The sequence below is a fragment of the Saprospiraceae bacterium genome (genome assembly GCA_016717265.1).
Classification (GTDB): domain Bacteria; phylum Bacteroidota; class Bacteroidia; order Chitinophagales; family Saprospiraceae; genus Vicinibacter.
Genome location: JADKFX010000001.1, coordinates 3204970 through 3231462 on the forward strand (window position 1 = coordinate 3204970; position 26493 = coordinate 3231462).

A 26493-nucleotide genomic window follows, 5' to 3' on the forward strand; every position below is an offset into this window, starting at 1 on the left:
TCCACCATAAAAATGATGGGATTGCATTTTATATTTTTCCAGTTTTTATTTCATGGACTATACCTGGATCTAATAATGTACTGGTATCTCCCAAATGATCCGTTTCTCCTTCTGCAATTTTTCGTAAAATACGACGCATAATTTTTCCACTTCTTGTTTTTGGCAATCCACTTACAAATTGAATTTTATCTGGCTTTGCGATAGGTCCAATTACTTTTGAAACTGTGACTAGAATATCTTGTCTTGTAAGATCTTGATCAGCATGTTCGCTATTGTAAATGACATAGGCATAAATTCCTTGCCCTTTTATATCATGCGGATAACCAACCACTGCACTCTCCACCACACCAACATGCATATTAATTGCATTTTCAATTTCCGCGGTACCTATACGATGTCCACTAATATTTAAAACATCATCAACACGACCTGTAATTCTAAAATTTCCTGCAGTATCTTTTAATGCCCCATCGCCTGTAAAGTATAAATTTTTATAGCTTGCAAAATAATTAAGACGACATCTTTCATGATCCCCGTAGGTCGTTCTAAAAATTCCTGGCCAGGGTGCTTTTATACACAAATTTCCTTTCATGAATCCTTGTTCGTTAGGTTCCGTTACTTCCGTTCCATTTTCATCTACTAATATTGGTTGAACCCCTGGCAATGGCAAGGTAGCCCAACTTGGTTTTGCTGGCGTAACACCTGCTAAATTAGAAATTAAACATCCCCCGGTTTCCGTTTGCCACCAAGTATCTACAATTGGACATCGTTTTTTACCGATGTTCTCAAAATACCATCGCCAGGCTTCTTCATTTATTGGCTCCCCTACAGTACCTAATACTTTTAAAGAAGAAATGTCTTTTCCTTGAATTGGTGAAATTCCAAAACTCATAAGGCTTCTAATTGCAGTAGGCGCTGTATAAATCGTATTTACTTTATGCCGTTCAATAATTTCCCAAAATCGACTCGCCGTTGGCCAAGTCGGAATCCCTTCAAACATTAATGTTGTTGCACCTGCACTTAAGGGCCCGTATAGAATATAACTATGTCCTGTAATCCACCCAATATCTGCAGTACAAAAATGTATATCTTGGGGCGCATATTGAAAAACATTTATGAAAGTATAATTTGTCCAAATCATGTAACCTGCGCAACTATGAACAACTCCTTTTGGTTTACCGGTACTTCCTGAAGTGTATAATATAAAAAGTGGATCTTCTGAATCCATTTCTTCCGCTTCAAAAAATGGGTTTCCCATGGTTTCCACTTTTTTAATTTCATCTTCCCACCAAACATCTCTCCCTTTTATCATAGAAACCGGTGTTCGGGTGCGCGTCAAAACAATTACCTTTTTTACAAATGGACATTGAATCAAAGATTCATCAATCACACTTTTTAATGGAATTTCTTTATTCCCTCTGAATGCACCGTCACAAGTGATAATAAAATTAGCATTTGCATCTTGTAAACGGTCGGCTATACTTTGAGCACTAAATCCACCAAAAATTACAGAATGAATAGCACCTATTCGCGCACAAGCTAAAACGGCAATCGCAAGTTCTGGTACCATGCCCATATAAATACATACCCGATCGCTCTTTTGAACTCCGTTCAATCTTAACACTTGCGCAAATTGCATTACTTTAAAATGTAACTCACGATATGATAATATCCGATGATGCTCTTCCGGATCATTTGATTCCCAAATTAAAGCAGGACAATTGCCAAGTTTTTCAAGATGGCGGTCTAGACAGTTTTCTGTAATATTTAATTTCCCATTAATAAACCATTCAATCTTTGGCTCTTTAAAATTCCATTCCAAAACTTTATCCCATTTTTTACGCCATTGAAAATGAGATGCAATCTCTGCCCAAAAAACATCAGGATCTTCAATACTCTTCTTGTAATCAGTATGATATTGTTCTATTGATTTAATTTGATACGGATATGACATCGTGAATTATTTTAAAAAACAGTCATAAAAATAATGATTCCTGTTCTTGCTAAATTACTTATTTATACTGACTTCTACTTGTAAATTAGAGAACAACACACGATGTTTACTTTACTAATTAAATTATAAGCCATTTCCAAGTTGGTTACGCTTACTTCCATAATTTGGGTATTAAATCAGTAAATAAAAATTATTCAACAAAATGAAGTCAGCTCAAATTTCTTACCTGTAAACCCTTCTTGCGCAACAAATTAGAAATATTCAGAGGGTTTCTTGTAATGTACAGAATCCAAATCTATTCAACCAATAACATCTGCTTGGTTGAAGAGTGTCCTGCTGCATCCAATTGATAGTAAATAATTCCATTTGATTTGAATTCAGATCGGTGAAGTTTCAATTTATTTAATCCTTTGTTTGCTTGCAATTCATATACCTTTAAAACTTTACCTGTAAGATCATAAAAACTAAATTTCGCTGTTCCAGCTTCTGGAAGCCTAAAACTTATGTTTGTTTCTTTTGAAAATGGATTGGGCATATTTTGATACAATTCAAATATACCGCTATTTTGCACTCCATTTTCTGTACGGATTACTAAAATAATATCCCGTGAAATTAATTGGGTATCATATGCTTCCGCAAACGTGATATCACTTGTGATGTCAAGTGCATTGATCAAACTGGTATTTTTATTTGCCCGAAAATTAAGATAATACAAAACTTCATTCGCAGTAAAACTTTGCGGAACTCTATTATTCCAACTACTGGTTATTACTCCATTAGTTACTTGTTGCAATCCAAAATTTGATTCATCCAATTGCAATTTTCCGGCATCTACCCCTGCAAAATTAAAAATTTCAGGATTAAATTTTAATGTAAATTGAAAACCTACTATATCCTTAAAGTCATTAGACCTAAAGGCAATTTTTATCAAATCTCCAGCAACAATATTTTGGTTATTAATTTCAAAATGAAATAATTCTCTAGTCCTTGAATTGCTTGATTTTATATCATGGCCTTTCGCATCATCGGTTACATCCCCTATTTTAATCGCTACAAAATCTTCCTTTCTATCCTTAGCTAATACCATAGGCACTAATACTTCTCTAGGTGCTAACCATGGATTATTTAAATCCATTTTATAGCTTTTAGGAACGAAGGTCCAGGAATCACAATTTGCAAATTCATTCTGAACTCCTAATATTAATTTTCTGATTTCTGTAATATCTGCTGCTGTTATAGAAGCACTATTATTAACATCAGCAGCAATTATTTTATATGGACTATTTAATTTTTCAAATCCAAGGATATGTCTTTGAATTTTAACTATATCTGCCGTAGAAACGCCATTCATTGGTTCGTCAATTCTTCGAGGCTTAACAACATATTCTTTGGACAAACCAAAATCCAGGTCTCCAAATAAATAATATCCATTGGAAGCAGTAGTCATTTCTTTTTCCATCACATTGGATCGAAATAATTGAATAGATGCATGCTCCGTTCCTTCACCATTTAATGTTTTTAACTCGCCAGAAATTTTGCCAAAGCTGCCAACATTAGGACAAATATCATTCGGATCCTGAATCACAACAACCGTACTGCAACAATCTCTATTTCCTTCTTCATCTTCAATACAAATTAACACAGGCACAACGATTTCATCATTTTTCTTTTGACTTATAAATTCATCACAACAAATAGTCAAACTGTCTGAATTATCTTTATCAAAATAGAAATGCAAATTTTCTGAATTTGTACAATTATCATAACTACCAGCATCAAGGTCCTTTGCCCAAACCGTAACACATCCAGACACAGGCATTACGGTGGTAATGATACCAACATGACAATATGGTGTTGGAGCTTTGCAATCTTTAATTTCAAATAACTGACAACTCGTTGCAAGATTTCCACATCCATCTTCAACAAACCAACACACTCTGTGAATTCCGATTGGATAGGTTCCACTAGCATCAAATGGATTAAACTCATTATCGGCGAGTGGATTATGATGCCTTATTGGAACTCGGCCTGAACTTTGCTCCCTACTATTTATAGGTCCTACTGCATAATCAAAACCAGAATGAATCCCTTTCCCATCATTAAATAAATCGATTTTATAATCCGAATTTAACCAATCCACGGGGCTACAATTATCAGTTGCACTTTGCTTGATTTCAATATGTCCAGAACATACTTTTGTTATAGGATCTTTAGTTGCCGGCTCACAATTTCCGATTGTAATTATAATGTTTGGTTTGTCTTTATCAAATACTTTAATAATCTGCAAATATTCCCAACGACCTCTAACCGGATCCAGAAGAGGATCATATTGACACCAATCAATTACGATCCATTTTCGCAATACCTTAAAACAAGCATCCAGTTCAATATTAAAAATTTCATCCACATATTCTGTACTTATTAATGCACATAAATCATCCGCATTATGCTCAATATAAGGTCTACCTAATCTTGGATTATCTGGACTAATATCTGCCCCACATCCCTCAATCACTGTAGGATCACCAGAACAATTTCCTGGCCAAAAAATATCATCTGTAAAATCGCAATCTTGATCTCTGTTTATATAAAATGGATCGCAATCAACAACCCAAATTGTTTGGTTGGCGCTTACACTGATTCCATTTGGACCCTTTGCAATAATTGTCCGATTAATAAAACCTTGACCACATTGTCTACTATCATTTACTAGAATTGAATAATTAGTCCCACAAGTTCCCAACACAACACCATCAAATCCCCAAACCAAATCATAACTTCTATCTAAATGAGAAGTATCAAATAATAAACGATAATAATCACAAGCTTTATTCCATGCCGGAGGATTTGAAGGAGAAGCACCTGGTATAAACCCAGGATAACCTGTAAGTTCATTTCTCAAACAGTAATTGTAACATAGCTGATCCCTGGTAATCACTTTGCGTCTTGCACTTAAGGTATTCACCACACTTCCAAAGGTTTCATCTTGTGGGTCTGTTAACTTTGTAACGTCAAACCAAAAGGAACAACTTACCACAATATTTGGCGGTGGTGTTACGGTAGGAATGCTTTTATCTTGTACCTCAACTTCTACCATACAATCTGTAAAATGACCATACAAATCACCTCCAGGATTCATTCTTGATGGACTTACCGGACCTTTTCCCGGCTCTTTGTCAAAAACCCGAAGTACAATCATTATTTGTTTTCCTACATCACTGCAACAAAACCTTACGTCATCATCAAAATAAATTTGATTTCCATTACTTACAAGATTGTCATCGCTATTTATTGCCGCACAATTGAATCCATCATCTGGTTGATGGGCATTGCTACCATTATTAGTACCTCTAAGTTGTTCCATTCGAATTGCTTTGAAAAACACATGCGGCGAACAATTATCAAAACTATTTTGATCCAAATCTTTTGCAACTATTTTTGTGAAATTCTCTCCCGGACTTTGTGTTCCATTTAAACTAACAATTGTTTTCTGATCACAAACTGCATTGGGTGGCACCAAATCCAACATATTTACAGCAATTCTTTTCTTTGTAATATTACCACAACAATCCTCTGCTATAATAAATGCATTCCAGATTCCACGTTCTATACCAACAACAATATATCCTGCAATTTCATCACCCAACACCGTTCCATTTTCGATTGTTACCTTATAATGTAAATCCAGACTACAATTGTCAGCTAACCAAGGTTTCGGTACAATCCAGGTTCCGGAACAATTCCAAACATCACTATAAACAAGTGTAGAATCCGGATAAATAATTTGAGGACCTATTCGATCTATTACTTTAATAATTTGATTATGACCTGCAATTTCACTTGTGCACCAATCAAATACAGTCCACTGTCGCAATATTTTAAAACAACCTACCAGGCCAGCATTACATCCATTCTTTGCAAGATCAATAAATTCATCTTTGTAAGTCATACCCAGATTCAAACATCCTTTACTGCTTGGATATCCGGTTCCTAGCCAAAGCACAACTTCATCAGGCCCCCAACATAATTGAGAACCAGAATTCCAATCTGGATGTGGTGGATAATAAATGGGCCATGGACTTGGATGACCTTTATAAATTCCGGTATCAATACAATTCCAACCTAAGCTTCTTGGCAATCTCTCACCAGATAGATCGCCTGTGGGACTTGGCAAAAAGCCACCTGTATTAAACCAATGTAAGGAATCTAATAAATAACCATCAACACAATATGGATATGCCAAAAAATGCTTTTTAAAATCAAGGGCTGGATTCCGTTTTTCATCACAAGAAAAAGCAGCTGCATCATAATCATCAAAATTATGTGGTGCATATACGTTTGCAAATGTTACCAAATTTATAGTAATCGTTTGTACACAACTAGATTTATTGTTGTAAGCATCTATTGCAATCCAAGTTCGAATAATTTTTTGTTCGAAACCAGCAATACAGCTACCATAAATCATTTCATCCTTAAAAGTCAACTGATAATCACTACAGTTGTCATAAACGAATGGGATACCCATAAATAAAGGTGAGCTGGGACTTGTACCACAAATTATGCAAGTGTCATTTGCACAAATTATGACTGGAGCAAGTTTGTCTTCAACAGTAGCACGACCCCAACAACTATTTCCGGTAAAAGGATCTTTTATAGTCACTTTAATTTGTCTTCCAATATCCTCCATGCCAATTTGAGCACCTGGAACATTAAGCTCCCGGTCAATTAAATTATTTGAATACCAATCTTTGAGTTCAACGATGTAGTCATCAAAACATCGATAAGGCCCCCATGTGAGAATTTTATCCGCACCGATGGTAGCCGAACAATCCTCATTTAAACTAATTTGAATATCACTATTACAAACAATACTTGCATTCGGATTTGGGATTGGAAGCACGGTCACTTGCATGCAACATGTTGCGGTATTTCCATCTGATGCGGTTGCTATATAACAAATTTCATGCTGACCTATTTTCAGCAATTGACCAAACTTGTATAAACTTGTATCTAAAAGTTGGAGGTCTACAGATAGAGTGCAATTGCCTAAAACTTCAGGCAGAAAATCAAGAGTTGCTCCACATTCACCGCTACCTAAAGTAATCTGTAGGTCTGTGCATTTTAAAGCAGGGCACATAGCATCTGCAGAATTTAGTTCGTTCGAATGCTTTTTCAATAAATTCGAATTTAACGGAATACTGAAACAATGATCTGGAAAAGCAAGCTCCTTTTGTTTTGGATCATCTTTTAAATGGTTCATTTTAGCTTCTAATCTATTGGAAGGATTTCCAAAAGCCAACAAAGACAATGGAAAGTAGAAAGAGCTTAAAAGAAAATAAAGACAGGCTAATTTGAGTGTAAATCGCGCCTTTGGGAGTGGCAGGTTCATACACAGATGGTACATACTCAGAGTAGGTTTAACCAAGTGGTTATTAATAAATATTGACCATAAAGATAATAAATATATAAAATAATTATATATTTTTTTTTACTAATGTGTAATCTTCTGACTTTTTCTGTCTTTTAGTGTTCCCAATACAGGCCTTCAAATCAAATTTTTGAAAACCCTTTCTTGCCCCTATGATTTTTATAAAAAGTGATTCTGGAAGCAATATAACCCAAAGCAAGGGCTAGAGGATAATCGCTAATCCAATGTACATCGGTATTTATCATTGCTAAGCCAGTTAAACCTATAATGCTATAACCTACCGGCTTTATCCATTTTTTTTGCGGGTAATTTAATGTTAAGGTAGTTACGGTAGCCATCATGGTTGCTAAATGTCCACTTGGAAAGGCGTCATATCTGGAAGTATTCGTTTGATATGATTTGAAACTAGGCAGAGGACGCCAGATACCTCCATCTGCTGTGGCTCTGAACGGACTTTCTCTTCCTGTTATTCGTTTTATGATTTGGGTTGATAATCCCATGGTTATAAAAGTTTCGGTTAGATCCAACGCTACCCCAACCGATTTTTTATCATGTGCTAATTTTCCATAAACAAATAATCCGGTTGCCAAAATCATGGAAGTTCCGCCTTCTCCCAATTGATATAAACCACTATTTAAATTTCGTGGAATCCTTATAATTTTTGCTTTACCAATTTTAAGTGGTACCGCAAAATCGGTTTGAGAATATAAATGAATCTGCCGACAAAACTGCTTCAATCCATTGGCTATTTGTTGGTCAAATGGTATTAAAACGGAAGTAGCAGCAACTGTAATTAAAAAACCAGTCATATGCTCCTTTTTAAAAGGGGAACAAAATATTTGTTTTAAATCATCTGGTATATTCGTAATAAACCGATATGGTTTAGGTTTATTGTTAAGATCTTCAAATACAGCACTTGTTTCCAACAATTTTAGAGTGTCTTGTCCTTTAGCAATAAAAGAAATTTGACAAATAATAACTAAAAAGGAAAGAACTGTTTTAATATTTTTAGAACTAAAATTCATACAGTGATTTCGAAGAGATGCAGGATCGGTTATTAAGAGAGCTATTCGTTTTGAATGTTTAAACACGCTGTAAGTTATAGCGGTGTTGCCATAGTTAGAGCTAAAAAATCCAATTTGGAAACAAAGTGCTTCCATTTGAATCAGAATTTATAGCGTTTGTGATGATTCCGGATTTATAGGCAAAAAGATACCACTTGATTTTTAAATCTAGATGGATGCTATAAAACCTTAAAATTGTAAGAAAACAAAATCTTAAATTCAAATTAAAAGCTGAATTGCTGCTGGTTCTTATAATTCGCAATTTGTAATTGATATTTGATAATATATTTGTACCGCTTTTTAAAACCCGCTAAATCTTGCAACCAACAGATATTAAAAATCCCGAATACTTTCATAAAGTAGTGGACTGTCAATATGCTTGCCCAGCTCATACCCCAGTTCCTGAATATATTCGGCTCATAGCTGCTGAAAAATATACGGAAGCATATATGCTCAATTGGGAGTCCAATGTATTTCCAGGTATTTTAGGTCGAACCTGCGACCGACCTTGTGAGCCAGCGTGCCGAAGGGGTCGAATTGAAGAAGAACCTGTTGCCATATGTAGGCTAAAAAGGGTCGCTGCTGATTTCAAAGGAGATGTCCGAAAACACATGCCACAAGGTCCATTTCCGCCAAATGGTAAGCGAATTGCCTTAATTGGTGGTGGACCTGCATCTTTAACAGTAGCAAGAGATTTGGCTCCATTAGGTTATGAAATACATCTTTATGATGAACAAGAATTTGGCGGTGGTATGATGCGAAGTCAAATTCCATCTTTTAGGTTACCGGATGAAGTACTTTCAGAAGAAGTCAATTTTATCTTAGAATTAGGCATTCATACCCATTTTAAAACCTATGTTAAGAGTTTAAAATCGATTTTAGAAGAACGATATGATGCTATTTTTATAGGTACAGGAGCACCAAGAGGCAAAGATTTGGATATTCCTGGCAGATGGGATGCTAAAGCGAATATTCATATAGGAATAGAATGGCTGGCGAGCGTAGCATTTGAGCACACCAGTCAAATTGGGAAAAAAGTTATTGTGGTTGGTGGTGGAAACACTGCCATGGATTGTTGCAGAACTTCCAGACGTCTTGGTGGTCAGGATGTTAAAGTAGTTGTGAGAAGTCCATTTTCTGAAATGAAGGCATCACCCTGGGAAAAAGAAGATGCAATGCATGAAGATATCCCTATTTTAGATTGTCACGTACCTAAATCGTTTCTAATAGAAGATGGCAAATTGAAAGGTATGTGTTTTGAAAAAGTTCAAGTACAATTAGATGCTTCCGGTAAACGAAAACTGATACCTACAGGTGAAGCAGATGTAATTATAGAAGCAGACGAAGTTTTATTAGCAATTGGCCAGGAAAATAGTTTTCCTTGGATTGAAAGAGATCTTGGAATTGAATTTAATCAATGGGAATTACCGACGGTTGATGCGATCACTTATCAGTCGAGTTTAGCTTCCGTATTCTTTGGGGGAGATGCTTCTTTTGGACCAAAAAATGTCATTACAGCGGTAGCTCAAGGTCATCAAGCCGCTGTTTCCATTGATCTATATTGTCAGCATAAGAATCTTAACGAACGGTTACATCCAATGGTGAATCTTGTTTCTCAAAAAATGGGTATTCACGAGTGGGCATATGATAGTAAAATTGTTGATGATATTCGGTATATCGTACCGCAGGCTGAAAAAGCAATTACTCTTAAAGATCGCAAAAAAGAAGTTGAATTAGGGTTTGATCTTCAAACAGCTTTTAAAGAAGCTCAAAGATGTCTAAACTGCGATGCACAAACCATTTTTACAACCAGCCGTTGTATTGAATGCGATGCTTGTGTCGATATTTGTCCAACATCCTGTATTTCATTTGTTCCAAATGGCGAGGAAGAAGATTTAAGAACCCGATTAGGCGCTCCAGCAAACAACCTTTCTCAAGACTTGTATGTTTCAGAAGTACTGCCAACGACTCGGGTAATGGTAAAAGATGAAGACGTGTGTTTACATTGCGGACTTTGTGCTGAACGTTGCCCAACTTCAGCATGGGATATGCAAAAATATTTTTATTCAGTGACTAAAGCCGGTTCATGCAATCACATCCATTAATTAATGACTTTGTAGTTCGATTTGCAAACGTAAATGGTACCGGAAGTGCTAGTGCAAATAATATGTTTGCAAAAGCTATTTTCAGAATGGGTATTCCCGTAACACCTAAAAATATTTTTCCTTCAAATATTCAGGGATTGCCAACTTGGTTTGAAGTCCGGGTTAGTGATCATTTTTATTTAGGAAGAAGAGAAGGAATTGATATTATGGTTTGTGTGAATCCACAAAGTATGATGCAAGATGTTGTCAATGTAAAACCTGGAGGATATTTTATTTATGACAGTTCAAAACCACTTCACAAAGAATTTATACGAGATGATATTCACTACATAGGAATTCCATTGACTGAAATTACAATTCGAGAATATACAGATCCTCGACAGCGAATGTTATTTAAGAATATTATCTATGTAGGTGCTTTGTCTGCCTTGATTGATATTGAAATGGAAGTTCTAAAAAACCTGGTGGCAGAACAATTTCAAGGAAAAGAAAAACTAATTGCACCGAATCATCATGCACTTGAATTAGGAAGTCAATATGTAAAAGATCATTTCAAATGTCCACTTGAGTATAGATTAGAACGAAGAAATTTATTAGATCATAAAATATTATTTGAAGGAAATGCTGCTTGCGCTCTTGGAGCCATTTATGGAGGCGCAACAATTGCAGCTTGGTATCCAATTACACCATCGACTTCTGTAGTTGATGCCTTTTCCGATTATGCAGCTGAGTACCGAATAGACCCTCAAACGGGAGCTAAAAATTATGCCATTGTTCAAGCAGAAGATGAATTATCTGCAATGGGTATGGTGATCGGTGCTATGTGGAATGGAGCCCGTGCTTTTACCGCAACAAGTGGACCCGGTGTATCCTTAATGCAGGAATTTTTAGGTCTTGCATATTTTGCAGAAATCCCTGCTGTATTAATTGATGTTCAACGAACAGGCCCGTCAACAGGAATGCCTACGAGAACACAACAATCTGATATTCTGGTTTCAGCATATGCATCCCATGGAGATACAAAACAAGTGTTACTATTTCCAAATTCTCCAACAGAATGTTTTGAATTAACTGCTTTGTCATTTGATTTAGCCGAACAATTACAAACTCCCATTATAATTCTTTCTGATTTGGATTTAGGAATGAATGATCATGTTTGCGATCCATTAAAATGGAATGACGAAACAAAATATAAACGGGGTAAAATATTAGATGCTGATGCATTGGATAAAATTGAAAAATTTGGACGATATCTTGACATTGATGGTGATGCTTTAACCTATAGAACTATACCTGGTACGCATCCAACCAAAGGTTCTTTTTTTACCAGAGGTTCTTCCCGTGATGAGTATGCAATTTATACTGAGGATGGAAATGCATATAAACGCAATATGGATCGCTTATCAAAAAAATGGGAAACCATTAAAAGCTATGTACCAAAACCAGAATTATTTCAAAAGGAAAATTTGTCGAAATTTGGAATGTTATTTTTTGGTACCAGTCATTATGCTGCTTTAGAAGCAAGAGATTATCTTGCAAAAGATGGATTATCATTAGATGCTATTCGATTAAAATCATTTCCATTTCCTAAAGAAGTCGAAGATTTTATTGAATTTCATGATGTCATTTTTGTGATTGAACAAAACCGAGATGCGCAGATGCGAAGTTTATTAATTAATGAATTTGATTTAAATCCTGAGCGGTTAATTCGCATTTTAAATTATGATGGAATGCCAATAACAGCCTCTAATATTCAAAACCAAATTCAAAATTATTTCAAAGCCAGGTCAATTGAAATTCCAAAACTTAATTACGAATTTGAAATAAAGTAAAGATTCAAATTATAAAACCCTATTCTGAAAACTCCTAAACTATAAAAAGCGGATCCATGACTTACCTAAGACCTAGTTTCAGACATCCTGAACTTCCTATAAATACTTTAGGATATCACAGGAAAGATTATGAAGGATCCTTATCAACTTTATGTGCAGGTTGTGGACACGATTCTATCAGCAGTGCATTAATACAAGCATGTTTTGAACTAAATATCGAACCGCACCGTTTAGCAAAACTTTCTGGAATAGGTTGTTCATCAAAAACTCCAACCTACTTTTTAGGGAACTCCCATGGTTTTAATTCCGTTCATGGCAGAATGCCAAGTGTTGCTACTGGAGCTAATCTTGCAAATAGAGATTTAATTTATCTTGGTGTTTCTGGCGATGGTGACACCGCTTCTATTGGCATGGGACAATTTGTACATCTCATCAGACGAAATTTGAATATCACGTATATCGTCATGAATAATGGATGTTATGGATTAACGAAAGGGCAAGACTCTGCTACAGCAGATCAAGGTTCCAAAAGCAAAGCGGGTGCTGCGAATTTATTTCAAAATATTGATTTACCAGGTTTAGCGATGGAATTAGGTGCAGGTTTTGTCGCCCGAAGTTTTTCAGGTGATAAAATTCAATTAATTCCATTAATAAAAGCAGCTTTGGCACATCCTGGATTTGCATTAATTGATGTAATTTCTCCTTGTGTTACGTTTAATAACAATGTTGGATCCACAAAATCCTATGACTATGTACGGCACCATATCGATGCTACTGCGACTTTTGATTTTGTCCCAATTGCTACCGAAATTAAAACTGAATACGAACAAGGAACCACGCAAGAAGTAAAAATGCATGACGGCTCCTATCTTCGTTTTAATAAACTACAAAATGACTGGGATCCCTGCAATAAAGAATCTGCAGTTCAAGCACTGCATCGGGCAAATCTAAATGGAGAAATACTTACAGGACTTATCTATATAAACGAAGATTCCGAAGATTTACATTCCTTACTAAATACAAATAAAGCGCCTTTAAATAGCTTACAAGAAACGGATCTATGTCCAGGCCTGTCTACCCTTCAGCAAATTAATGCAAGCTTGAAATAAGCTATTTCCAAACGAATTCAAATACCTGCTAAATAATAAAGCAGGATTTCTTTACTCCTCCAACAATTGGGCTAACTTTGTATATATAAAGCTACTATATGTTTAATGCATTATTAAAGAAATTATACCCACATCTACTGGTTATCCTGATTTTCATAGTTGTTATTTCTTATTTTTTTTATCCACACTGGCAAGGCAAAGTAATCCAACAAGGAGACGTGTCATCATGGCAAGGATCCGCACGAGAAATCATAGATTATAATAAAACACATCCCGATGACCCAGCACTTTGGACAGGTACTATGTTTAGCGGAATGCCCTCTTATCAGATATCAACACCCATGGATTATAATTTTTTTAATTATATTCAAAAGCTATTAGCTCTTGGTTTTTTAACCGGGCCAATCGCGATTTTCTTTTATTGTTCGGTTTCCTTTTATATTTTATATCTGGTATTAGGTTTGAATATTGGTTTTGCTTGTGTAGGTGCATTGGCAACATCTTTAGTAACTGGTAATTTCATAGTATATGAAGCGGGACATATACCAAAATTAGTAGTGTTATCCATGATTGGTTTTATTCTAGCAGGGATGATCTTATCCTATCGCGGGAAATGGCTTCAAGGTGCTGCATTATTTGGATTAGGAATGGGCATAAATATTTTGAATAATCACGTTCAAATGAGTTATTACACCTTCTTGTTAATGCTCCCACTAATTTTTTCATTCGCTTATTTCCATTTTAAAGATAAAGACATTAAAGGATTTTTAATACCGAGTGGAATTTTAACAGGGATAACGGTGCTTGCATTATTAGCATCATCCAGTACAATTTTTCCAACCTATGAATATGCAAAAGAAACAATGCGCGGCGGACATATTTTATCAACTAAATCAGGTACTACGGATACAGATATAAATGCAGCCGGATTACAATGGGATTATGCAATGAATTGGAGTAATGGGCTTGAAGATTTATTTTCCTGTATTATCCCAGGAGCTGCTGGTGGAGGAACTTCAGAACCTATAGAAACAACTTCTGCAACTGTAAAAAATCTACGAAAACAAGGATATAATCCTCCAAAAAGGATGCAAGCCCCACTCTATTGGGGTTCGCTACCTTTTACAAGTGGTCCGTTTTATTTCGGTGCAGTGATGTGTTTATTATTTGTACTTGGTTTATTTACTGTGAAAGGTCCAATTAAATGGTGGATAGCAATTTCTGTTACACTTGGTTTATTACTCTCCATGGGTAAACATTTCGAAATGTTAAATCATCTTTTATTTAATTATCTGCCGTTGTATAGTAAATTCAGAGCCCCTAGCAGTATACTTTCAGTGGTCTCTTACTTTTTTCCAATTCTTGGCATGATGGCGATTTATCAATTGACACAAAAAGAACAAAAGGATGAAACGCTTATAAAAAAATTATACTATAGTGTTGGGATCACTGGTGGAATCTGTTTATTCTTTGCTGTATTAGGACCTAGTTTTTTTGGTTTTTCACATCCCTCTGATCCAAGCTATTTGAAACAAGGTTTCGATACGGAGTCGCTTATTGCAGATCGAAAATCATTAATGCAAAGCGACTCCATTCGTTCTCTATTATTGATTCTAGCGAGTGCCGGTATCTTGTGGTTGTATATTAAAAACAAAACAAGCACCCTCGTAGTTGCTTGCGTATTAGGAGCATTAATTTTATTTGATTTTGGTGGTGTTGCAACAAGATATGTACATAAAGAAGATTTTATATCCAAATCTAAAAAAGAGCAATCTCAAAAACCAAGACCTGTTGATAATCAAATTTTAAGCGACAAAAGTACGTATCGGGTTTTGGATTTAACCGTAAATACTTTTAATAGTGCAATGCCTTCCTTCTTTCATAATCATGTAGGTGGTTACCACCCTGCAAAATTACAGCGCTATCAGGATATTATTGATCGGCATATTGATCCGGAAATAAATCAGCTTTTTGCTTTTTCTCAAAATGCTGGATCAGATAGTAGTTTAACTGCTTCCTTATCTACACTCAGTGTTTTAAATATGCTGAACACTAAATATTACATTTTAGGTCAACCTGGAAAAGAAGTTGCTTTACCAAATTCATCTGCAATGGGTAATGCCTGGTTGATTCAAAATATTAAATTTGTAAATTCACCAGATGAAGAAATAGCAGATCTCGAAAAAAATAATTTAAAACAGTTTGTTATTATCCATAAAGAGTTTGAATCTAAAATTTCAAAAACACAATTTGATGGAAATGGATCTATTAAATTGAGTTCATACAGCCCAAATAAATTGACCTACGAATTTGATAGTCAAACAGATCAATTCGTTGTTTTTTCAGAGGTTTGGTACGGACCTGATTTAGGTTGGCACATTATGATTGACGGAAAAGAAACTGAATTGGTTCGTGCTAATTATGTACTTAGAGCAGCACAAATACCGGCTGGCAAACACCAAATCGTTATGGAGTTTAAACCCCGTTCATTTGCATTAGGCAAAACACTTTCCATGCTTTGTTCACTACTTTTGATAGGACTCATTGGATTTGTAGGATATAGAGAATTTAAGAATTTAAAATCAAGCACTATCAATAAACATTAGAAAGGGAAAAGTTTTTTAAAACGAAATAAGATGAAAAAATCAGTAATTTTTTTAATTTTATTAGGCACTTTATGCTTGAGTTTCAGGATAATAACTAGACATTTCTTTGAGACGCCGGCTGATTTAGTTCATTTTATAAGAGGATTTGGAGTTGGAATTATCATTGCTGCATTGTTACTACAAAAAAAACTGGAAAAGAAATCTCAAACCTAGAAGAATTTTTAATAACTATTCTGGAATGTAATTTAATAGTATTTCTTTTATAAAAAGACTAATTATTAGTGCGGTAAATTGAACTAAATTATTTGTTCAATCGGTATCCCACTTTTCTTGAGTAGCATATTAAACAAACAAATTTTATTTGTAGAAAAAGAATATAGGTAAAACTTTTGATGAATATATCCATGGACCTTATCTCGTAATGGAGAATACAAATTCCCACGCCATTTTCCCCATTTTTTATTTGTTGCTGAAATGCCCGTTTATCCAATATTGAATGGATTGCAATTACAGTGCATTTCAGTGTGTTATTTTTCCAGCATCCTTTCTGGATTTTTTTTCTTTCAAATAAGTGCTTATCAAAGAGAAAAACTGACTGTATCGAAAATTATAACGGGACACCAGATTGTCAAGGAAGAATGCAGCAGCAGCATGGTGTCCTTTAAGAATTCTGCAGAGAACAGGACCCAAAAAAGGATTGAACAGGAGTTTGTGCACGATATTTCCCTGCCGGATGATATCTGTTATAAGACGAATTTTGAAAAGGTAGGCTTCTTCCAGATTGTCATATTGATCGCGATCCAGAATTGCCTGTATGGCCTTTTGTCCAGATAAGATTGCGAAATAAATGCCTTCCCCGTTGACAGGATCCACGAACCCAGCCGCATCTCCAACTAAAAGAATATGATCTGAAGCAAGCCGCTTCGGAAAGCTGCCATAAGGTATGAAGGCACCTTTTACTTTAGCTGAATCGGTTACTATTCCTAAAGTATTCAGAAACGAAAGCAGTTGTTCTTTCATTTTTAGGCTGTTACTTTCAGGACCACCCACGCCCACGGTATATCCTTCTTTTTTTGGAAAGACCCATCCATATCCATTGGGTATCACTCCGAAATAAACACTAACCAATTCAGGATTCCGATCCTTAAGTTGACCAAATCCGATCTCCTGTTCCAGGCAAAAACCGGATGAACGGTAATCATAATCCAAAAACTTACGGATACTGCTGTTTGCCCCATCGGCTCCAATCAAGTAAGTGTAATGAATGCTATACGCTGAAAGATGTATGCTGCGGTTAGTCGTATTGATAAGGCTTAGTTGAATGTTAGACTGATAAACATCGCCACCCAGATCTTCAAATTTTTTTAGCAACAAATGATCAAACTCCTCCCGATATGTAAAATAAAGAGATATCTGAACATTAAAATCAACTAAAGCATTAGACCCATTTTTGATTTCAACCTGATTCGATTTAAAATTATATAAGCCATCCAGTCGGATATCTTTGCAGATCTCAGTTACGAGATCCAGTGTCTTTTGCGTAATTAATCCTCCGCAGAGTTTTTTTCTGGGAAATTGACTCTTGTCCAGAATGCAGCAGCTCAATCCATGATTTCGTGCAGTAATGCCCGCAGCAGTTCCAGCCGGACCTCCACCTATAATCACTACATCATAATTCTTCTGCATGAGCTAATTTTGCAAGTAGGAATCCATTATTTCCAAAAATAAGTTCTGCTAAGCCCGAGTTGAACAAGGGGTCAAGTGCTGCAAGGTACACTATAAAATCTTCAACAGTAGCAGTTGATCCCTTTTATGAAATCCTCTTACTTTCAACACAGATGGAAACAATTGATGAAATATTTTGAGAACTTAGGTTTTGATAATTTTTATCTCAAAATTATCCCTATTTCTATTTTTTCCTTAATATTTAAGCTAAGCTTTATAAATTTCTAAACTAAAAATTTAGATTGTAATACTACAACTACTTTGGCAACCATTATTATCAGTCACAGTAACAGAATAGGTGCCTGGATTCATAACTGTAATACATTGTGAAGTTGCACCGGTATTCCATAAATAGTTAGTATATCCAGTAGAAGCACATAGCGGAGTTGAAACTCCTAAACAAAATACAGCGCCACTAGTAATGGTACATGCAGGTGCTGGCAAAGAGCTTACAGTTTTAGTACAGGTACTTGAACATCCGGCATTTACCGTTACCGTGTAGGTTCCTGGTGCATTAATTGTAATGCAACGGGTAGTTTCTCCTGTACTCCATAAGTAACCATTCCCTACGCCGATTGGGGCACAAAGTTGGGTGGTTCCACCTTGACATACCGTGTTACTTCCAGTGATTGTACAATCCGGTGCAAAACTTAAGGTCACCATATTTGCATTTAAATTTATAGCTCCGGCAATGGAAAGTCCTCTACCAAAAAGAGAAGCACCTGACGCCATGTTGATAGCACCATTAACCAAGAAAGTTCCTCTTAAAACAGATCCGGTAGCTTGTGATAGTGCACCATTTATTTGCCAATAGACATTACATAAATTGGCTTGATTTGCCAACACAATATTTGAAAATGCACTAGCAGAAAAAGCACCGTTTATTTTAAATATAAATAAAGCATTCGGATCTCCAAGTGCATCCAAAGTCAAGGTTCCATTCAATACAGAAGCACCGCCGAGACAATAAACATCTGGAGTTAATACTTGGCCACCTCCTAAAGTGGTTCCAATTACTGATCCACAGGTAATCCCACTCATAAACGTATATGCAATACCTACATCTGTGGCGGCTGTAGAGGAAACTCCATCCATGACATGAATATTTCCAATGACCGTGCCCGGAGGAAAACCTGCAAATGCACCATTATTGGTTCCTATATCACCCACCACCATAGTAGCTCCGGTATTACCAAAAGCACCTACAGCTGTAAATAAAGCAAATGTAGAGGCAGTCCCTAGATTTGGAGCTTGTGCATAAGTGAAAAATGGAGAGACAAATAGCAGAATCGCTATAGATAATTGACAAAGTTTCGTTTTCATATGTTCAATAATTTGAATACACCTATAAGGCCCTCCAGTCCAGAACAAAAACTCACTACTCAACTAACGGTTAAAGATTAAGACAAGCTTAAACTTCAAATTCTGATAAAATGCTAAAAATCCTTACTGTTAAAGGTCGTCATGTAAAATTATAAAAATAATTTAAATAAATACAAATTTTGTAAATATATATTTCTATAATTTTTTACATACCAAATAAAATATAATTATTAATGCAATTTATAAATAATAAATCTAATATTAGTCGTGTTTTCAGAATTTTAATAAAGCATTGTCGAATTCTGTTTTGTCTTATCATATTTTATTAAATGTATCTTAAACTACAAAAATTAAATAATTTCTGTATTAATCTCCTCTAACAATGCTGACAACCTTTCTGTTAGTTTGGTTCTGGAGTATTTTAGAATTTGAAATTTCATCAGGATCAAATGAATTTTCTATTATTAGTTTAAATGTAGCGTTCAAATTGTTCATTAGCAAATCGGCATCCTCAAAATTAGCATTCAAACCAGCTTTGGTTTCATTGAGAATAGTTACTACATCGCTTTCAGCTGGTGATATTGAGAAAATTGGTTTTCGTAAAAATAAATATTCGAAAAATTTACCGGTTATTACGCCTTTATGATTTGGCACCCCGATCATTAATAAAATATCAGCTTTATTCAAAAAGTTTTGCAATTCTAAATGTGACATTGAAGAATGAACGACTAAATGTTTAGCCAATTTTGATTTTCTCAAATCTTCAATTATGGTCTTGTCAATATTCCCTATTAGAAGTAATTGGAAATTATGACTGATCTCAGGTTTGCTTCTTAAAAATTCTGTCAGTTGTTCCCAAAATATCTTTGGATTCCTATCTGAACTTAAGACACCAGTATATATCATGGTAATTTTTCCATCACTATCCAAAAATGACTTTCGCTCAAACTCTTCATATCCATTCGTTATAACTTCAATTTTTCGGTTCACTCGCTTTTGAAGTCCGACCTTACAATCATTGCTCACAGTAACTACACAATTTGCTTCCTTTAATACAGAATACTCCAGTCTCAAATGAATATTTTGCGCAAGCTTACTTAAGTTTAATTGGCTAAAAAAATAAATCTGAGTCCAGGGATCTCGAAAATCCGCTAACCAGGGAATCTTATGTTTACGCTTTAGATTTCTTGCAATTAAATGTGTACTATGTGGTGGTCCAGTACTTACAATGACATCTACTTTATTGCGTTCTAAATACGAATTTAAATAATTAACTGAAGGACGAATCCAAAACATTCTTGCATCTGGTATAAAAAAATTACCTCGAATCCACAGTAAACATTTCTTAAAAAAGCTACCTTTTTCTAATTCGGCCATAATTGTAGGATCCACTTTAGTATCAATTCCAGAAATTTTTCTGTACATAGCATATGGCTCCCAAACAGATTTCTTAAGAACTTCAATTCCTGGAGGAATATGTTGACTCAAACCTTCATCAAGATATGGATATTCACCATTCGAAACTGTATATATGATTGGTTCCCAACCATATGAACGAAGATGTTTTGCAAAATAAAGCCAACGCTGCACACCAGAACCTCCAGATGGAGGCCAATAATAGCTAATTATTAAAACCTTTTTCAATTGTATTTAATTAGTTTAGGTTTAACACTTCGGGGTAAAAATACAGAATATAAAGAGATAAGAACTAGCTTTAAAAGCAATAGCTTAACTAACTTTGCTTTTAATAATATGTGTGGATTATCTGGTATATACCATTTGGATGGTGCTCCAATTGAAACAACATCCCTCCTTAAAATGAACCGCCTTATAAGGCACCGGGGTCCAGATGATGAAGGATATTTATTAATCAATACAAAGACAGGAGCACAAACGCATCATTTTCATGATGATTCAATTACTGAAATAAAAAAGACATCAACACAATTACCTGAATCTACAACTTCAAATTTAGGAATCGCATTCAGGAGATTGTCAATTATCGATTTATCAGTAACTGGACATCAACCAATGTCTGATCATGAACAAAATTGTTGGATAACATTCAATGGTGAAATCTATAATTATATTGAAATCAAGAATGAATTACAATCATTAGGTCATCGTTTTATATCTGGTAGTGATACGGAAGTTTTATTACATTCTTATAAACAATGGGGAACTCATTGTTTAGAACGCTTTATTGGAATGTTTGCTTTTGTCATTTACAATCATAAAGAAAGAACTTTATTTGTAGCAAGAGATCGAATTGGAATTAAACCTTTCAATTATTATTTTGATGGAAATCGGTTTGTTTGGGCATCGGAAGAAAAGCAATTTTCAAAATCCAATCTTGTAACATTATCTCCGAATGAATTTAAGATGGTAGAATTTCTTCGAGACAATAAATCCTTTGAAGATACAGACACTTTTTTTAAAGAAATCAAACAACTAGCTGCCGGGCATTTTGCTTTAATAAACCAAAATGGGCTTACTATAACGAAGTATTGGGATTTGCCAAAGCAAGTAAATCAAATATCCTGGAACGAAACACAAAGCATCGAATCTATACAATCTCTTTTAAAAGATTCCATAAAATTAAGATTGCGCAGTGATGTACCTTTAGGTGTTGCATTAAGTGGTGGTATTGATTCATCTTCTGTTTGTTGTATTGCCAGAAGTTTAACAGACACTTCTATCCAAACCTTTTCTGTTTATTATGAAGGTATAAAATATGACGAACGCAAGTACATCAAGGCTGTTTTAGATACTGGTGGATTTAAATCTACCTTTTATTCAGGAAGTCATGATGTAAATTTAAATGAAATTAAAAACTGGATATATCAACAAGATGCACCCACTACTGGTGCAAGTCCATTTTCGGCTTTTCAAAATTACAAAAATGTAAAAAACGCTGGAATTATTGTTCTCCTGAATGGTCAGGGTGGAGATGAACTGTATGCTGGTTATCCTTATTTTATTAAATATTACCTGGCTCAATTACTAAAAGATCACAATTATTCTGCGTATGGTAAAACAATCTATGCACTCACTCAGAACCAGGGAATTAAAAAAGTTTTATCCCATGCATATCTTTCCTGGAAAGTTTTACAAAAAAATAGTTCCGTAGTTCGACAATTAGAACATCAAAAATATGCAACCAGGGATTTATACCCGAACACGCTCCTTCAGAATAATTTTCCAAATGAAGATTCCTTTATTGACGCCGCATTGTCAAGATCCATAAAACAAACACATCTACCTCATATGTTACGATGGGAGGATCGGAACTCTATGGCTAATTCAATTGAAAGCAGAGTACCCTTTCTTGATCATAGATTAGTTGAATCTTCTTTTAATATACCTGCGTCACTTAAACTTCACAATGGTGTTAATAAGTACATTCTTCGACAAAGCATGAAAAATATAGTTCCTGATATAATTTTAAATAGAAAAGATAAAATCGGATTTGGAACGCCAACTACGCTCTGGACTCATACTACATTAGCACCTGGAATTCAAGATATAATTCAATCGAAAGAATTTTTAGATCGCCCCTGGTGGAATGGAAAAGCAATACGACGTAAATTTGAAAAAAATCCTCACACATTTGGCGAAAATGAACTTTGGAGAATCCTGTCCAGCGAATTGTGGTATCAATCCTTTTTCAATTAATTTAAATTTACAAATGAAATCATTAGAAAAAGGAAGTTATTCATTTTCATCTATTCTGGAAGTCTCCAGACAATTGGAACAAGATATCATACACTTGGATTTTGAATCGCTAAATCTTCATGAGCGTGTAAAAAGTTATTTTCGATTTGACTTGGGTAAAATTAAATATGTGAGTGAATGTAATGCTTTCATATTATTTCATATTCTGAATGATTCTTTAATAAATATTCAGGACCATATAATAATTGATCATGGAGCTGGAATTGGATTTTTTTCATTTTTGGTTAAACGTATTGGTGCAAAATGTATAAGCCATGATATTTCTGAAGAATATCTTGAAGGCATAAAAATACTAGCCAAAGAATTGAATGCTGAACCTGATTATTATATACTTGGTGATACCGATATATTAGTTGAATATTGCAATTCAAATATGCTTAAACCTACTGGCCTAGGTTCTCGAAATGTCATTGAACACCTGCCAGACTATACGCAATTTTTTAAACAGTTAAGCGTTTTAAAAAGTGATAAATTTAATTCCGTAATAACCACTTCTGCAAATATACATAATCCTATTGTTAAACAAATCCACCGTAAAATCCATTCAAAATATGAAAATCTTGGTAGCAATATGGATATGGATAACCCCACTTTAGATACTGCAAATTGTGGAATGAAACTGCGATCTGAAATTATAAAAAACCAGTTTCCAGAATTAGACCAGAAGCTAATCGAGAAGTTAGCTAAACGAAACCGTGGTTTCGCTCAAGCCCAAATCATCGAGCGTACTCAAGCTTATATTCAAACAGGATTGCTTCCTGTTTTATCTCAAGATTCAACAAATACCTGCGATCCATATACAGGTGCTTGGGTGGAACGATTGGTTTCTGTAAAAGAGTATGAACGAGCTGCACAAAATGCACAATTTAAATTTAGTATAATCACTGGTTTTTACAATACGCAATACCATTCAAAAATTAAAAATATAATAGCCATCATCTTAAATAAAATTTTAAAATTAAATCCACCCTTTAAGCTTCAATTATCTCCATTTTTAGCGATGAAATTGGTAAAATGATACGATTTAATTTGATTTTAAATATAAATTAAAAATGAATTCAACTCCTATAACTTACCTAATTTATTTCACCTATGCAGTTCTTAATATATTTTCCATAGTATAATGAACTTTTATAAAACCAGTTTTTTAAGCGGTCTTTACTCTGTAGTCAATCTTATTACTGGATTGGTAATTACGAAAGTAAGCGCCAGTTTAATTGGCCCAATTGGTACAGCATATATTGGAAAATTTGCAAATATTACTGGACTGATTCTTATTTTTTCTACGGCTTCTATTGCTACCGGAATTGTTAAATATGTTGCACAATATAAAAATAATGAAACCGAACTAAAAAAAATAATAAATACAGCATTCGGAATTATTTTGATAGGATCTGTCCTCGGCATGATAGTCGTTTTTACATCTTACAAATTTTTGAATATTGCTGCTTTTAATAACCAGAATTTTGAAAACGTATTTTTACTTTATGGAATATTTTTACTTTTTATTTCACTTCAAATTATCATCACCAGTGTTTTAAATGGTATCGGAGAAATTCGAATGTTGAGTTATGTGAATATTTCAGCCGCACTACTTAATTTAGTGATTACTACCTATTCAATATATAATTTTCATATTGCTGGCGCTTTATTTTCGAATTCCATATTTGGAATATTGACAACAGTCACTGGATTGTTTGCTTTCAAAAAGCTTAACATGTTAAATACTCAATATTTCAATCCAAAAATTGATTTGCCATTAGCTTTTCAATTGATCAAATATGGAGTATTTGCTGCTATTACGTCCTTTAGCTGGATGTGGACTATGATTTTTATTCGGGAAAATATTGAACATCAACTTACTACAAAAGATGCAGGTTTATGGCAAGCAATGTTTAGTTTATCAGATCGCTACCTGACGGTCATAACGAATATTATGATTGTTTACTTTATTCCAAAATTATCAGAATTATCAGAAACGCAGGACCTGGTGACTGAAATCCGGAAAGCATTTAAACGTATTGTCCCTATTATGATTATCTTGTCTGGCAGCATTTGGTTATGCAAAGACATTATTATCAGCTTGTTATTAGCAGAATCATTTCGGCCTATGAGGGAACTCTTTAGCTTTCAAATGATTGGTGATGTATTTCGGATTACGGCTTCTATTCTAAGCTATTTGATAGCATCAAAAGCAATGTTCAGATCAGGACTTAAAGCCGATTTGACATTTCATCTTAGTCTACTTTTGGGATCCTATTTTCTTGTAAATCAATTTGGATTAGTTGGAGCAAGTTATGCGTATGCCATTGCAACCTTTTTGTACTTGTTAATCAATTTATTTATTTTCAAAGATCTTATGGTATTAGTAAAAAAAAGTGTATTACCTAAGCCCTGGCTTAAATAAAAATTTATGGAGGAAGCTGTTCATAAATTTAAAATCCAAAAATTAAGATTTCAATATTCTTAAATACTCAATCCAAGGTCCTGTATCTTCTTTAAAGTGTTTTGCCATGACTCTTGAAATTTGGCAAATATGATCCAGATCATGAACCACCCAGGTAGACAATAATTGATGCAATGTAACGTGGCCGAAAGAAGGATGTATGCCTTTCTTTTCAAGGTCAAATTGGGTCAGCTGCATTGCTCTAAGCGCATTTATATTTTTAAGTCGTTCCAATTTAAATTCACCCAACAATTGGTTATTTGACTTTCCTTTACAATTTTCAAATTGTGCCAATCTATCAAAATTAGCAAACGTACCTTCCCCATTAAAATTCAAAATAACTTCAATCCTTTGAATCCAATTTGTTTTTTCAGCATGTACAAAATGACCTAAAACATCCGTTGCCGACCATGTTTCAGGACCTTCATTCGGGTTTGTCCAGAATGCCGACAAGTCTTTTAAAAAAGATTCTAAAATTCCTGGAGTGCGCTCCAATAATTCTATAGTTCGTTCCAAATCAAAATTCATAATTTGGTATTAATGAATAATAAATGATAAAATACCAGTTAGGACCATAGTAATACCAGTAATGATTCCAGCATTATGTTCCCATGTATGGGCATTTATTCTTTTTATGCTTCGGAAGGCAATCCATACCCAAATGACCATGCCAAACAAGCTAATAATTGCATAAATAAATACACATAATAAGAGTGTTCCCCAACCATATAAACTTGCATTCATAAAATAAGCCTCTATTTCAAGACAAGGAGACAAAAACATAAATGCCAATAAGGCATAAAGAATTTGCTTGCGTGTCTTTGTGGGGTCCATCATGTGGTCATCAATATGAAAATGATGATGCGTATGATGTCGATACATAAAATAAAAGCCAGATGCAATCAATATTATAGGCCCTATCCAGAAAAATTTCTGATCATAAACAATTTGAAAACCAAACAGAATACCCCCAAGTAAGATACCCAATAAGACAGTACTTAATACATGTGCTAAGCCAAGATAGAAGGTATACCTAATCGTTTCTCGCTCTGACCATTCCTGTGCTTTAGCCAAAGCAATGAGCGGCAGCCAATGACTTGGTATAAGTGCGTGTAAAACACTTATTAAAAAAGTGCCAAAAAGAAGTTGATACATGTGAATGGCAA

15 protein-coding genes are annotated in these 26493 nt (G+C 34.7%); 7 read left to right on the forward strand and 8 right to left on the reverse strand.

Annotated elements, in window-relative coordinates; translation table 11 throughout:
* Positions 1-28: 28 nt before the first annotated feature.
* The 3 genes from acs to IPO86_12635 all read right to left on the reverse strand — a co-directional run bounded on the left by acs (position 29) and on the right by IPO86_12635 (position 8542).
* Entirely contained in the window at positions 29-1954 is a 1926-nt protein-coding gene (gene acs / locus IPO86_12625) for an acetate--CoA ligase (GenBank protein MBK9728952.1), read from the reverse strand.
* Between the two features lie 295 nt (positions 1955-2249).
* Positions 2250-7358 (reverse strand): hypothetical protein, encoded by a 5109-nt coding sequence (locus IPO86_12630; protein MBK9728953.1) that lies wholly within the window; start codon positions 7356-7358, stop codon positions 2250-2252.
* Positions 7359-7504: 146 nt separating this feature from the next.
* Positions 7505-8542 (reverse strand): phosphatase PAP2 family protein, encoded by a 1038-nt coding sequence (locus tag IPO86_12635; protein MBK9728954.1) that lies wholly within the window; start codon positions 8540-8542, stop codon positions 7505-7507.
* 221 nt (positions 8543-8763) lie between these two features.
* On the opposite strand from IPO86_12635, the gene IPO86_12640 reads away from it, so the two are divergent.
* The 4 genes from IPO86_12640 (at position 8764) to IPO86_12655 (ending at position 16098) form a co-directional block, all read left to right on the forward strand.
* Positions 8764-10551 (forward strand): FAD-dependent oxidoreductase, encoded by a 1788-nt coding sequence (locus IPO86_12640; GenBank protein ID MBK9728955.1) that lies wholly within the window; start codon positions 8764-8766, stop codon positions 10549-10551.
* On the forward strand, positions 10533-12383 hold the full coding sequence (locus IPO86_12645; GenBank protein MBK9728956.1) for a 2-oxoacid:acceptor oxidoreductase subunit alpha: 1851 nt from the start codon (positions 10533-10535) through the stop codon (positions 12381-12383). The genes IPO86_12640 and IPO86_12645 overlap by 19 nt, the downstream gene beginning before the upstream one ends.
* 56 nt (positions 12384-12439) lie before the next feature.
* The gene (locus IPO86_12650) at positions 12440-13492 is read left to right on the forward strand and encodes a 2-oxoacid:ferredoxin oxidoreductase subunit beta (protein ID MBK9728957.1); all 1053 of its coding nucleotides are present in this window, start codon (positions 12440-12442) and stop codon (positions 13490-13492) included.
* Between the two features lie 98 nt (positions 13493-13590).
* Positions 13591-16098, forward strand: coding sequence for a YfhO family protein (locus IPO86_12655; protein ID MBK9728958.1), 2508 nt, complete (start codon positions 13591-13593; stop codon positions 16096-16098).
* A 519-nt stretch (positions 16099-16617) separates the two neighbouring features.
* Here the strand turns inward: IPO86_12655 and IPO86_12660 are convergent.
* The 3 genes from IPO86_12660 to IPO86_12670 form a co-directional block, all read right to left on the reverse strand.
* A complete protein-coding gene (locus tag IPO86_12660) occupies positions 16618-17784 on the reverse strand; it encodes a geranylgeranyl reductase family protein (GenBank protein ID MBK9728959.1) in 1167 nt (388 codons plus the stop codon).
* Between the two features lie 276 nt (positions 17785-18060).
* On the reverse strand, positions 18061-19146 hold the full coding sequence (locus tag IPO86_12665) for a DUF3494 domain-containing protein (GenBank protein MBK9728960.1): 1086 nt from the start codon (positions 19144-19146) through the stop codon (positions 18061-18063).
* Positions 19147-19512: 366 nt separating this feature from the next.
* On the reverse strand, positions 19513-20790 hold the full coding sequence (locus tag IPO86_12670; GenBank protein ID MBK9728961.1) for a glycosyltransferase: 1278 nt from the start codon (positions 20788-20790) through the stop codon (positions 19513-19515).
* Between IPO86_12670 and asnB the strand changes: the two genes are divergently transcribed.
* The 3 genes from asnB to IPO86_12685 all read left to right on the forward strand — a co-directional run bounded on the left by asnB (position 20791) and on the right by IPO86_12685 (position 25288).
* A complete protein-coding gene (asnB, locus tag IPO86_12675) occupies positions 20791-22821 on the forward strand; it encodes an asparagine synthase (glutamine-hydrolyzing) (protein ID MBK9728962.1) in 2031 nt (676 codons plus the stop codon).
* A 13-nt stretch (positions 22822-22834) separates the two neighbouring features.
* On the forward strand, positions 22835-23899 hold the full coding sequence (locus IPO86_12680) for a hypothetical protein (protein MBK9728963.1): 1065 nt from the start codon (positions 22835-22837) through the stop codon (positions 23897-23899).
* A gap of 105 nt (positions 23900-24004) precedes the next feature.
* The gene (locus IPO86_12685; GenBank protein ID MBK9728964.1) at positions 24005-25288 is read left to right on the forward strand and encodes an O-antigen translocase; all 1284 of its coding nucleotides are present in this window, start codon (positions 24005-24007) and stop codon (positions 25286-25288) included.
* Positions 25289-25330: 42 nt separating this feature from the next.
* Here IPO86_12685 and IPO86_12690 read toward each other — a convergent pair whose 3' ends face one another.
* Together IPO86_12690 and IPO86_12695 are read right to left on the reverse strand one after the other, a co-directional pair.
* Complete coding sequence (locus IPO86_12690; protein ID MBK9728965.1) at positions 25331-25855, reverse strand: DinB family protein; 525 nt, start codon at positions 25853-25855, stop codon at positions 25331-25333.
* Between the two features lie 9 nt (positions 25856-25864).
* The gene (locus IPO86_12695) at positions 25865-26482 is read right to left on the reverse strand and encodes a hypothetical protein (GenBank protein ID MBK9728966.1); all 618 of its coding nucleotides are present in this window, start codon (positions 26480-26482) and stop codon (positions 25865-25867) included.
* Between the last annotated feature and the right edge of the window lie 11 nt (positions 26483-26493).